Genomic DNA, 11,899 nt, shown 5'->3' on the forward strand with positions numbered 1-11,899 from the left:
TGACGCCCATGCACAAGGACGAACTTCTCGAGCTTCACGAGCAACTCGTAATCATCATGGAGTACTTCGCCGACCGCGACGAGGTCGAGGATGGGCTCTTCGAACCGTACCGCGAACTCGACGTCGACCCCTCCCACGTCCACAAATCGAAGAGCGAGCACAAACACGCCGTTTTCGTCCTGGGCAACGCGCTCGCGAACGCGATGAGCGAGGACGAGTTCTCGAGCGCCGGCCGGATCGGCAAACGAATGGAAGAGCTCGCCGACGACGCCGAATCGAAGATCTAGTACTCCGCCAAGCGTCGACTGCAGGGTCGAACTGGCTTTCGGCGACGGATTCGACCCGACAGATCAGGCTTGGCAACGCACTAGTACCGCACCCAGCGTCGACTGATGAGTGAAATCGGATGACAGCCATCGATTTCACCCAGCAGTTCAGGCTGGGCTCGCCACTAGGGCGCCATCGAACGTCGGCCGGTACGTCGAGCCGGGCACCTGCGATCGGTTCCACTGATACGTTCAGGTTCGACGGACTGCTAGGCGAAACGTATTTGGTCCGTATCCGGCTTGTTGGATTATGGACTCGCGCACGCAAGAGCGCGTCGAACGCTGGGATTCTCGCCCGTTCAGTGGCGGCACAGACGGGCTCTCTGATCTCGCCGATCGGGGTTTCTCGGGAGCGATCCACGCGAACGGCGCGTGGCTGTTCGTGCTCAATGGCCGCACCGTCGGCGTCTTCGGTGGCGACCTCGAGGACGTCACGGACGGCGCTGGAACGCTCTACGAGGCCCCCGACCCGGCGCTTCCGTTGCTCGCCGCGATGGAGACGAGGGGCGGAGAGACGAGAGCGAAGTACTACACCAACGAGACGCCACTCGAGGAGGTCGACGAGACGCTCACCGACGGCTCGTTCACGGGCTACGTCGAACTGAGCGAGAAAGTTCTGAGCGGCGATTACTACCTCGTCTACTACGGCGGCCGGCGGATGGCCGCCGCCTACATCGGCAACGCCGAACGCCTCATCACCGACGACGAGGCGTTCGAACGAGCCGCCGACGAGGTCGGGATCTACGAGGTGATCGACGTCGACGTCGACGTCACCGACCTCCGCGAGCTCGCCGACCCAGGGCCCGACGTGGGGGACGAGCCATCGACGGCGTCGACGGCGGCGGCCGACGTCGACTCATCGGCTGCCGACAGCGACGACGAGTCGGCTGCCAACTCGAGCCCACCGACGGACCCCGCGCCGGCTGACGACGCACTCGACGTGGATTCGGGTATCGAACCACTCGACGTAAACTCGGGTATCGAACCACTCGACGTGGACTCGAGTGGCGACGAATCAGCTTCGGACTCGAGTGAGGGGTCGCCGGCACCGAGTGAAGCGGTGGCTGACGACGACGAACCTGGGATTACCACCGCGGACGACCGACCGGATGATCCGTCGGCGCCGGGAATCACCGACTCGTTGGAAGCCGTCGGTGACGCGGACGAGCGGGCGGCTGCCTTCGAGGCGGACGACGAGTCGGTGTCCGCCACTGACGCCCAGCCGGCTGCCGACGCGGCGGACGATCCGCTCGACCACGTGCGTGAGTCGACCGAGGAACCCGTTGTGGCGACCGAGAGCGAGTCCGACGACTCATCGGCGGCAGACGCTTCCGACGGGTCGCCGATCGAGTCCGCCGAGTCGCCCGTCGAGTCCGCCGAGAGTGCGGATGTAGCGGAGTCGACGGACGCCGATTCAGACCTCGAGGAACAACTCAAACAGGAAGCGCGCTGGCGGGAGACCAGACGCATCCCGTCGATCGATCCGGACAACACGAGCGACAGAGACGCCGAGTCGCGTCGTCGCTCGTCCCGTCGGTCCTCGACTGAGAAGCGGCAGTCGTCATCGACGACCGAGGCGTCACAGTCGAGCGCAAGGACGCGAGCGGCGTCGGACGCTACTCGAACGCAGGCATCGAACGCGCGCGAAGCGGACCGCTCCGATGCTCGACCAGCGGCGACGGACGCGCGTCGGCGATCGGCGGCCGTCGACTCACGCACACAGGCGGGGTCGGAGTCGCCAGGGTCGGGGCGTTCCGAACGCGTCGAACAGTTCACACAGCGTATCGAGACGCTCGAGAACCGGTGTGAAACGCTGAGCGCACAGCGTGATGAACTCCTCGAGGAGCGCGACCGCCTCAAGTCGGCGAATCAGGATCAGTCGGCGACGATCGAACGGCTCCAGTCGCGGATCGACGAACTCGAGGCGGAACTCGAGCGCGCCCGCTCGTCCGGCGGTGCGGGCACGGGAGGGGGCACACAGCTGTCGGCGACCCAGGCGCTCGAGGGGACGAACCTCTTCGTCCGGTACGACTCGAAGAGCCGAGCGACACTCGCGTCGGCTCACGCCGGCGAGGCAGACGCGAGCGAGGTCGACTCGAACTTGCGGCTCGAACACCACACGGAGTTCGAGGACGCGGACGCGGTCGTCGACGGGGAGGCCTACGAGGCGTTCTTGCCGGCGACGATGGAGTACCAGACGGTCGAGTGGCTCATCAACACGCTCGTCTACGAGATCCGCGACACCGGGCGCGGCGACGACCTGGGCGATCTGTACGACGCGATCCCACGCATCGACCGTGCCGAATTCGACGCGCCGATCTCGCTCGCAGAGGACGACACCGAGGACGTTCCCGACGAGGTTCGCTTCGACGTCGTCGCCTACGACAAGATGGGGAACCCGCTCGTCGTGCTTGTCCTGAACGACTCGCGCGAGCCGGCGAGCCGCGAGCTGCTCGAGGAGCTCGAGGCGTCGGCCTCGGCGGTGAAGGCGAACTACCCCGACCTCGCGGCGGCGCTGGTCGTCACCTCGAGTTTCTTCGAGCCGGGCGCGCTCGAGGTCACCGAACAGGCGACCAGCGCCGGGTTCCTGCGCCGCGGGTCGAAGCTGAGTTACGTCAACCTCTCGCGAAAACAGGGCTACCACCTGTGTCTGGTGGAGGCGCGCTCGGGCGGCTTCCACGTGACCGTTCCGGAACTCTAGTCCGGTAGCCGTGAGCTGACGGGCCGGTCGCGTTCTGGATCGTTCGCGGACTGGCTTCTACGGCGGAGTTCGTTTTCACGCGTCCCGACCCCCTCGAGCCGTCCTCGCGGTGCGCGAAGCGAGCCAGTCATACAGACCGCTGTCCGTCAGTTCCGGCGCAACCGCGACCGTGGGGCGGCTGGGCGGATAACTCGCTACAGCAATCCGTATCACTCAGCCACAGCTCCTGGCGTGTCGGTTCCGAGCAAGAGACGGCAGGATGGTGAAACCGTGTTAGCCTTCGATTTCTGCGACGTCTTCGATCTTCATTCCCTCGAGCTTGTCGATGATCTCGTCGATCTTGCCGTCGAGTTCGTCGACGAATTCGGCCGTGCGGTCGGTCTTGATCGCACCCTGGCTGGAGGGCTCGATGAGGTTTTCCTCCTCGAGAACGCGCAGCGAGTACCGAACTTTGTGGTGGGGGTAGCCCGTCTCGTTCGACATCTTCACGATTCCGATCGGCTCGTTCTCGATCACCATCCTCAGAACCTGCAGATGGCGTTCCAGCATATCAACTTCCTTCTCAAGTCTGTCTATCATGGCATTTGTTAACTTGTCTTTGTTCCTTTTAAAGGTTGCCCTCTGCGGGTGAGAGAATCACTGGTAACCCGAATGTGGGTTATGTCAGTAGTTAACGCTTCTGGTTCGGTCATCGTATGCCGGCAGCGGTAGCCCGGTGGGCTACGCACGGTCGTGCGCACCGACCGTCCCGAACGACTGCCCAGACCGTAATCGGTTTATCGGCCGGGGAAGAACCCGACGCTGTCATGATCGTCACAATCGTCGGGTCACAACTCGGCGACGAAGGCAAAGGTGGCGTCGTCGACCTCTACGGCGACGCCGCCGACGTCGTCGTCCGCTATCAGGGCGGCGACAACGCCGGTCACACCGTCGTCAGCGACGGTGAGAAGTACAAGCTCTCCCTCGTGCCCTCCGGCGCGGTCCGGGACAAAGTCGGCGTGCTCGGCAACGGCTGCGTCGTCAACCCCGAGACGCTCTTTTCCGAGATCGACGCGTTGCGCGAGCGCGGCCTCGAGCCGGACGTCCGCGTCGCCGAGCGCGCGCACGTGATTCTCCCCTACCACCGCGTTCTCGACGGGATCGAAGAGGACGAAAAGGACGACCTCGCCGCCGGAACGACGAAGCGCGGCATCGGCCCGACCTACGAGGACAAGGCCGGACGCCGTGGCATCCGCATCGGCGACCTGCTCGATCCCGACACCCTCCGGGAGCGTCTCGAGTACGTGGTCCCCCAGAAGCGGGCTCTCGCCGAGGACGTCTTCGGCGTCGAAACCGGTGAGGAGTTCGACGTCGAACACCTCTACGAGACCTACCGCGAATACGGCGAGCGCATCGCCGACGAGGGGATGGCCGTCGACTGCGGCACCTACCTCCAAGAGCGAATCGACGCGGGCGACAACGTGATGCTCGAGGGCGCACAGGGGACCTCGATCGACATCGACCACGGCATCTACCCCTACGTTACCTCCTCGAACCCGACGGCGGGTGGCGCCTGCGTCGGCAGCGGCCTCGGCCCCACGGTCGTCGGCCAGGGTGAAGTGATCGGCATCGTCAAGGCGTACCTCTCGCGGGTCGGCACCGGCCCGCTCCCCACGGAACTCGGCGGTGTCGAGGGCCAGACCCCCGGCTACGACTCCGAGGCGGCCGAGGGCGAGGAAGAAGCACTCGCGACGTACATCCGTGACGAAGGCGGTGAGTACGGCACCGTCACCGGCCGACCGCGCCGCGTCGGGTGGCTCGACATCCCCATGTTGCGTCACGCCGCGCGCGCGAGCGGCTTCACGGGCCTCGTCGTCAACCACCTCGACGTGCTGGCGGGTCTCGACGAAGTGAACGTCGGCCACGCCTACGAGCGCGAGGGCGAGGAGCTCCTGACGATGCCACCCACGACCGAGCAGTGGGGCGAGTGTGAGGCCACCTTCCGCACCTTCGACGGCTGGCCCGAGGTCGACTGGGCCGAGGTCGCCGCCGAGGGCTACGAGGCCCTCCCCGAGAACGCTCGAACGTATCTCGAGTACCTCGAGGCCGAACTCGACGTCCCCGTCTACGCCGTCGGCGTCGGGCCCGGTCGCGAGGAGACGGTCGTCGTCGAGGATCCCTTCGAGTAGCCACTCGGAACCTCGTCCGCGAACGGCCGGTTTCGTCGCCTGCGGCGGCGGATCCGAACCCGCGGTTCTCGCGTTCAGTCCTTCCACCCTTCGCGCTCTCACGCGATCACGTTCGCTCTCCTTCGGTCTGCCCCTGGTGGCGTCCCTCGGCCTGTCCCAGCCCGGGGATGGCGACTCGAGTCTCGATACGGCTCATGATGGCCGTGGCGGTCAGGACGATCGCGATGTAGACGATCGCGAGGCTCGCGTAGATCGCTGTGTACTCGAAGGTCCGCGAGGCGATCCGGGAAGCCCGGAAGTAGAGTTCGGGGACCGTGATGAACGCTGCGAGCGAGGAGTACTTGATCAGGTACACCAGCTCGTTCGTCCACGCCGGAATCGCATAGCGCAGCGTCTGGGGCAAGACGACGTAGCGGATCCCCTCGAACTGTGAGAGTCCGACCGAGCGGGCGGCGGTGAGCTGTCCCCGGTCGACGCTCTCGAGGGCGCCACGGATGTACTCGGCCTGGTAGGCAGAGCTGTTGATCGTAAACCCGATTATCGCGATGATAAACGCCTGGTCGGGGATCGGACCCTGGCCGACCGTCTCGACGCCGTGGAGCCAGACGGCCAGCGGGAGCCCGAAGTAGAGCACGAACAGCTGGACGAGCAGCGGCGTCCCCCGGATGAGTTCGATGTACCCGAGGGCGGGCCACCGTAGCGGACCGCCGTAGACCCGGACGACCGCGAGCGGAACGGCGATGAGGAGCCCGAGGAGGATGCTCACGACGGTGAGAACGATCGTATACCACGCGCCGGCGGCGAGCGCGGGTGCGATGTCGACCGCGACGGCAATCATGCCGACGAACGAGCCGATCCACTCGACGACCCCCGCAAGAGGGCCGTATACGTCCGCCGAGGCGACGATATCCACCGCGAGCCCGTCGATCGGTTCGCGCTCGAGCGGCTGCTCGCCGGCACCGGGACCGACCCCGAGCCGCGAGAGGACCCAGTCGTTCGTCCACTGGGCGAGCAGCCACACCCAGAACGCGACCGCGGCCAGCCCGACGAACAGTCTCCTGGCAGGAATCTCGGGCAGTCGCAGCCGTCTCACGTCGATCTCACTGGCCATGGATCGTCTGGAAGAACTCGCGGGTTCGCTCCCGCTCCGGTTCCCCGAACATCCGCGCTGGTGGGCCGCGCTCGACGACTCGCCCGCCCTCGAGGAACGTGACGCTGTCGGCGGCCGATCTGGCGAAGCGCATCTCGTGGGTGACCACGATCATCGTCATCCCCTCCTCGACGAGTCGTTCCATCACCTCGAGGACGCTGTTCGAGAGTTCGGGATCGAGCGCGCTCGTCGGTTCGTCGAACAGCATGAGCTTCGGGTCCATCGCGAGCGCCCGGGCGATCCCGACGCGCTGTTTCTGCCCGCCCGACAGCTGTGCCGGGTACGACTCCGTCTGGTCGGCCAGCCCGACCTTCTCGAGTTCGCGGTCGGCGCGCTCGCGGGCCTCTCGCTTGCCGAACCCGCGCACCCGACGCAGTCCCAGCGTGACGTTCTCTCGCGCCGTGAGGTGGGCGAAGAGGTTGATGTCCTGGAAGACCATTCCGACCTGCTGGCGCAGTTCGTCGACGTCCGTCCCGTCGTCGGTCACGGGGACGCCGTCGAGGTAGATGGTGCCGCGATCGATCTCCGTGAGGCGGTTGATACACCGCAGCAGCGTCGACTTGCCGCTGCCCGACGGGCCGACCAGCACCTCGACGTCGCCCCGGTCGACCGTGAGGTCGATCCCCCGGAAGACCTGTTCGTCCCCGTAAGACTTCCAGACGTCCTCGATACGCAACAGCGGCTCCCCGTCGGCGTGCGGTCGGTCGTCGGTTCGCATCCGGTCGTCCGTGGGTCGTGCCGTCATCACCCCTCACCCGGGATTGCGTACCGGTCGTTGACGAAATCCAGCGTGCGGTTCGTCGAGACGGTCAGGACGAAGTAGATCAGGCTGGCAAAGAGGAACAGCTCCAGCGCGGCGGTGGTCTGCTGGGTCATCAGGTCGTGGGAGCGTCGAAGCAGTTCGCCGAGGCCAATCGCGAAAGCGATGCTCGTGTCCTTTAACACGATCGTGAACTCGTTCTGGAAGCCGGGGACACTCCGGCGCAACGCCTGCGGGACCAGCACGTACCGGATGGCCTTCCACTTCGAGAGGCCGATCGACTGTGCGGCCTCGAACTGACCGGGGTCGATGCTCTGGAGCGCGCCCCGAAAGATCTGGGACTGGTAGGCGGCGCTTCGGACACCCAGCGCGAGTATCGCCGCCTGGAACGGCTCGCTCACCGGCAGGACGAACAGCCACTCGAGCGGAAACACGAAGAACGTGAAGACCATGATCACGAGGATCGGCGTCCCACGGATCACTACGCCGGCCTTTCGGACGAACGCACTCGAGTACCGCCCGCCGTAGCGTTCGATCGCCCCCGCCGGGAACCCGAGGGCGAACCCCAGGACGATGCTCGTCGCCGTCAGCGCGACGGTAATGAGCGCCCCGTAGAGTAAGTACTCGCGGTTGCGAAGGACGAACTCCCAGTCCTCGGCGGCGACGGCGGCGACGGGTTCGATCGTCTCGAGCGGGAGCGCCGTCGACGTGAGTCCGATCACGTCAGCCGGACCACTCCGAGACGAGTTCGTTGGTTTCGTCGCCCTCGTCGTCGCCGTCTGCGTCGACCTCGTCGTCCTCGTCGTCTTCGACTTCCTCCCCGAACCACTCCGAGACGAGTTCGTCGTACGTGCTGTCCTCCTCGATCGCCGCGAGTCCCTCGTTTATCGCCTCGAGTAACTCCTCGTCCTCCTGGCGAACTCCCAGGCCGAACTCTTCGCCCGTCTCGTGGACGAACGCCACCTCGACGGCCCGCTCGTCGGCGAACGTCTCGCCGACCGGCTCGTCGATGACGATGGCGTCGACGATCCCGCGCTCTAAGTCCTCGACCGCCAGGACGTAGCTGTCATACGAGGAGTAGTCGGCGTCGTCGATACGTCCCTCCTCGATCAGCTCCTCCTCGACGACCCCCTCGCCGGTGGTGCCGACCTGCGCGCCGACGGCCTGGCCGTCGAAGTCCTCGAGCGACTCCGGCTGGAAGTCGACCCCCTCGGCGACCAGCACCGACTGGTCGGCGCTGAAGTAGGGGTCGGAGAAGGCGATCTGCTCCTCGCGTTCCTCCGTGATCGTCATGGCCGCGGCGATCAGGTCGATGCTGCCGTCCTGCAGGGCCGGGATCAGCGATCCGAACTCCATGTCCCGCCACTCCTCGAGTTCGTACCCCTCGGCCTCCTCCAGTACTGCTTCGGTCAGGTCGACGTCGAATCCGACGATCTCACCGTCCTCGATCATTTCGAACGGTGGAAAGCCTGCTTCGGTCCCGACGACGACGCCCTCTGCATCTTCCGCGTCGGTCTGGAGGTAGCCGGCCGTGAGCGCCAGGAGTGCGACACTCCCGCTGTACTGAAGTGCGTCTCTCCGGGTTAGCGTGCTGCTGTTCGCGTCCGTCATGGGGTTTTGTACCCTTTCCAGTGGCTTAATTTCCCGGGGAGTTAATATGTTATTATCGGGAACGTACGGATTTCGAACTGGTCGCAAGGTCGGCAGGCGGGGACGGTGGTTCGTTCCACCGTCGGCGTCTCAGCCCGACTCCGGCGCGAGCACGTCGATCACGCGCGCGACGTTCTTCGAGAACGCCCGGATGAGTTTGTCCTCGGAGACGTCGAGCGTGAGCAGTTCCATGACGGCGACGTTCGGGTGGCAGGCGGGTGCGCCGCTGCCGAAGAAGACCCGGTCGGGGTGTTCGAGGAGGGCGCGCTCGAGCGGTTCGCGGTACCGGACGAAGCTGGTGTCGAGGTAACAGTCGTCGACGTGCTCGAGGCGGTCGATCATCTCGTGCATCAGGTCTCGATCGAGGGGATGACCGCCGAAGTGGGCGACGACGACGGGGAACGATCGGTCGAGAATCGTCTCCGCGAGCGTTTCGGGCGGGGCATCGATCCCGCCGGTGACCAGCAGCGGAAGGTCGACGTCCTCAAGGACGGCGAGGACCTCCTCGTCCGGGAGTCCGTCGACGGCGGGATCGAGCGTAAAGCCGTGAAAGCGGTCGTCGTACGCGTATCGTTCGACGTCTCGGGGTGTGGTGTGCCACTCCTGGCGTCGCGTGACGGCGTTCCGGAGACGGCTGGTCGGATCCCGTTCGGGCGACCGGGTGCCGTTGATACGGGCGAACGCGACGAACGGTCGTTCGACGCTCAATCGGGCGACGCCGTTGTTGGGACCGACGTAGCTCGTCTCGGGTGCCGGTTCCGGCGAGACGACGGCCGTCACGATTCCTGCCTGGTGGAGTTCACGCTCGAGGCGGTCCGGCGAGATGGCCAGCCCCCGTCCCCGTTTCCCCGGTGCGGGCGTCAGTCGCGCGTTGACGTCGACGACGCGAAACCCGTGTTCCAGCTCGAGCATCCGTTCGAGGTTACGATGCGAGCCATATCTCGTTACCGGCCACCGTCGCCCGCCCCGACTGTTGGGTTCCATCGACCCGCGCGGAATCGCCAGAGGGAGGCGAGTCTGGAGAGAAACACTTATATAGAAGTGCTGACGATACATTTAGTGAGGTTTCAACAATGGCACAACAGCGACGCATGGGCGGACAGCCCCTGTTCATCCTGAGCGAGGACAGCCAGCGAACACAGGGCCGTGACGCGCAGTCGTCGAACATCATGGCCGGAAAAGCGGTCGCCGAGTCGGTACGAACGACGCTCGGCCCGCGTGGTATGGACAAGATGCTCGTCGACTCGAGCGGGGACGTCGTCATTACGAACGACGGTGCGACAATCCTGAACGAGATGGACATCGAGCACCCCGCCGCGCAGATGATCGTCGAGGTCTCCGAATCCCAGGAAGAGGAGGTCGGCGACGGGACGACCACGGCCGCCGTGATCGCGGGGAACCTCCTCGCAGAGGCCGAGGACCTCCTCGAACAGGACGTCCACGCGACGACGATCGTCGAGGGCTACCACGAGGCCGCCCGGATCGCACTCGAGGCCGTCGCCGAGCAGGTGCTCGAGGCCGACGTCGACGACGCGCTCTTAGAGCAGGTCGCCGAGTCGAGCATGACGGGCAAGGGCACCGGCGGACTGACCCCCGCCGAACTCGCCGAGACCGTCGTCGAGGCGATTCGCCACGTCGAGAGCGACGACGGCGTCGCACGTGACGACGTCTCCGTCCACACCCAGGTCGGTGCCTCCTCGAGCGCCACCGAGCTCGTCCCCGGCATCGTCATCGACGAGGAGCCGGCCCACGACGAGATGCCGAGCGAGGTCGAGGACGCCTCGATCGCCATCCTCGACGTCGAACTCGAGGTCCGCACCGGTGAGGTCGACGCCGAGTACACGATCGACTCGATCGATCAGCTCAACGCTGCCCTCGACGCCGAAGAGCAGGAACTACGCGGCTACGCCGAGACGATCGCCGACTCCGGCGTCGACGTGCTGTTCACGACCGACGACGTCGACGACCGTGTCGCCGCCTACCTCGCCAAGGAAGGCGTCCTCACCTTCGCGGACCTCGGCAACAAGGACGCCCGCAAGATCGCTTCGGCGACCGGCGCCAGCCGCGTCGGCGCACTCGCCGACCTCGAGGCCGAGGACTTCGGCCACGCCGACCGCATCCGCACCGAGACGTTCGGCGGCGACGACCTCGCGTTCGTCGAGGGCGGCGCCGCGGCAGAGGCCGTCACCGTCTTCGTCCGTGGTGGCACCGCACACGTCGTCAGCGAACTCGAGCGCGCCATCGGCGACGCCTTAGACGTCGTCGCGACGGCGCTCGAGTCCGGCGAGGTTGTCCCTGGCGCGGGCGCGACCGAGATCGCCATCGCCGACGAGATCCGCTCGGCGGCCGCCGGCATCGAGGGCCGCAAACAGCTCGCCGTCAACGCCTTCGCCGACGCGCTGGACGTCGTTCCGCGCACGCTCGCGGGCAACACCGGCCAGGACCCCATCGACGCGCTCGTGGACCTTCGTGCCGCCCACGAAGCCGAGGGTCGCGCCGGGCTGATCACCCAGGGCGAGGACGTTACGATCGACGACCCCGTCGAGTACGGCGTCGTCGACCCCGCGGACGTCAAGCGCGAGGCCGTCGAGAGCGCCACCGAGGCCGCGACGATGATCGTCCGCATCGACGACGTCATCGCCGCCGAGTAACGCCCGCCCGAGTCCGTTCACCGCCGTTTTTTCGTCGGGTTCGTCAGTCTGTTCCGTCGCGCCGACCCGTATCGGCTGTTACTGTTATGTGCTATCACGGAACATTTCCAGGTGCTATGGCCACTGACGGGCCGACTGGAGGCGGACGACGCGTCGACGACGCTGCCGGGCGGCCAGTGTACTACGACGACTGCGCGGGGACCTACCACTCGTGGGTCGACGACGCTGTGTGCGAACCGGTGAGTACGACACTGCTACTCGTGGTCTCGTCGATTCAGGGGGTTGATCCGCTCGAGCTCGACGACCTCACGGCCGCCGTCGATCCCGACGCGTTAGAGTCGCTCTTCGATCACTGGCAGGCCGGGACCGAATCCGGCGCAACGGTGTCGTTCACCTTCGCCCAGTGTACCGTGACCGTCCACGATACCGGCGAGCTCGTCGTCGAACCGGTCGAGCGATCGTCCGGAGACGACCACGCGGCGCCGACCTGACG

11 protein-coding genes are annotated in these 11,899 nt (G+C 66.1%); 5 read left to right on the forward strand and 6 right to left on the reverse strand.

Annotated features, from left to right (window positions below; genetic code table 11):
- Positions 1-8: 8 nt before the first annotated feature.
- Together NMQ09_RS06870 and NMQ09_RS06875 are read left to right on the forward strand one after the other, a co-directional pair.
- Entirely contained in the window at positions 9-287 is a 279-nt protein-coding gene (locus NMQ09_RS06870; RefSeq protein ID WP_255193839.1) for a UPF0058 family protein, read from the forward strand.
- Positions 288-576: 289 nt separating this feature from the next.
- On the forward strand, positions 577-3,027 hold the full coding sequence (locus NMQ09_RS06875; protein ID WP_255193841.1) for a DUF7527 domain-containing protein: 2,451 nt from the start codon (positions 577-579) through the stop codon (positions 3,025-3,027).
- A 273-nt stretch (positions 3,028-3,300) separates the two neighbouring features.
- Here the strand turns inward: NMQ09_RS06875 and NMQ09_RS06880 are convergent, their stop codons facing one another.
- A complete protein-coding gene (locus NMQ09_RS06880) occupies positions 3,301-3,606 on the reverse strand; it encodes a hypothetical protein (RefSeq protein ID WP_255193844.1) in 306 nt (101 codons plus the stop codon).
- 227 nt (positions 3,607-3,833) lie between these two features.
- Here NMQ09_RS06880 and NMQ09_RS06885 point away from each other — a divergent pair, with 227 nt between their 5' ends.
- Complete coding sequence (locus tag NMQ09_RS06885; RefSeq protein WP_255193845.1) at positions 3,834-5,195, forward strand: adenylosuccinate synthase; 1,362 nt, start codon at positions 3,834-3,836, stop codon at positions 5,193-5,195.
- Between the two features lie 106 nt (positions 5,196-5,301).
- Here the strand turns inward: NMQ09_RS06885 and NMQ09_RS06890 are convergent, their stop codons facing one another.
- The 5 genes from NMQ09_RS06890 to NMQ09_RS06910 form a co-directional block, all read right to left on the reverse strand.
- Positions 5,302-6,306: an amino acid ABC transporter permease gene (locus NMQ09_RS06890; protein WP_255193847.1), complete on the reverse strand. Its 1,005-nt coding sequence runs from the start codon at positions 6,304-6,306 to the stop codon at positions 5,302-5,304.
- A complete protein-coding gene (locus NMQ09_RS06895; protein ID WP_303842905.1) occupies positions 6,296-7,090 on the reverse strand; it encodes an amino acid ABC transporter ATP-binding protein in 795 nt (264 codons plus the stop codon). Before NMQ09_RS06895 ends, NMQ09_RS06890 begins: the two co-directional genes overlap by 11 nt.
- Positions 7,090-7,824, reverse strand: a complete 735-nt coding sequence (locus tag NMQ09_RS06900; RefSeq protein ID WP_425607267.1) for an amino acid ABC transporter permease — start codon at positions 7,822-7,824, stop codon at positions 7,090-7,092. The genes NMQ09_RS06895 and NMQ09_RS06900 overlap by 1 nt, the downstream gene beginning before the upstream one ends.
- A 4-nt stretch (positions 7,825-7,828) precedes the next feature.
- A complete protein-coding gene (locus NMQ09_RS06905; RefSeq protein ID WP_255193851.1) occupies positions 7,829-8,716 on the reverse strand; it encodes a basic amino acid ABC transporter substrate-binding protein in 888 nt (295 codons plus the stop codon).
- A 129-nt stretch (positions 8,717-8,845) separates the two neighbouring features.
- A complete protein-coding gene (locus tag NMQ09_RS06910; protein ID WP_255193853.1) occupies positions 8,846-9,667 on the reverse strand; it encodes an amidohydrolase family protein in 822 nt (273 codons plus the stop codon).
- A 179-nt stretch (positions 9,668-9,846) separates the two neighbouring features.
- Between NMQ09_RS06910 and thsA the strand changes: the two genes are divergently transcribed.
- Both thsA and NMQ09_RS06920 read left to right on the forward strand, forming a co-directional pair.
- Positions 9,847-11,406 (forward strand): thermosome subunit alpha, encoded by a 1,560-nt coding sequence (gene thsA, locus NMQ09_RS06915; RefSeq protein WP_255194565.1) that lies wholly within the window; start codon positions 9,847-9,849, stop codon positions 11,404-11,406.
- A gap of 116 nt (positions 11,407-11,522) precedes the next feature.
- On the forward strand, positions 11,523-11,897 hold the full coding sequence (locus NMQ09_RS06920) for a HalOD1 output domain-containing protein (protein WP_255193855.1): 375 nt from the start codon (positions 11,523-11,525) through the stop codon (positions 11,895-11,897).
- Positions 11,898-11,899: the final 2 nt, after the last annotated feature.

The sequence above is a fragment of the Natronobeatus ordinarius genome (assembly GCF_024362485.1).
Lineage (GTDB): Archaea > Halobacteriota > Halobacteria > Halobacteriales > Natrialbaceae > Natronobeatus > Natronobeatus ordinarius.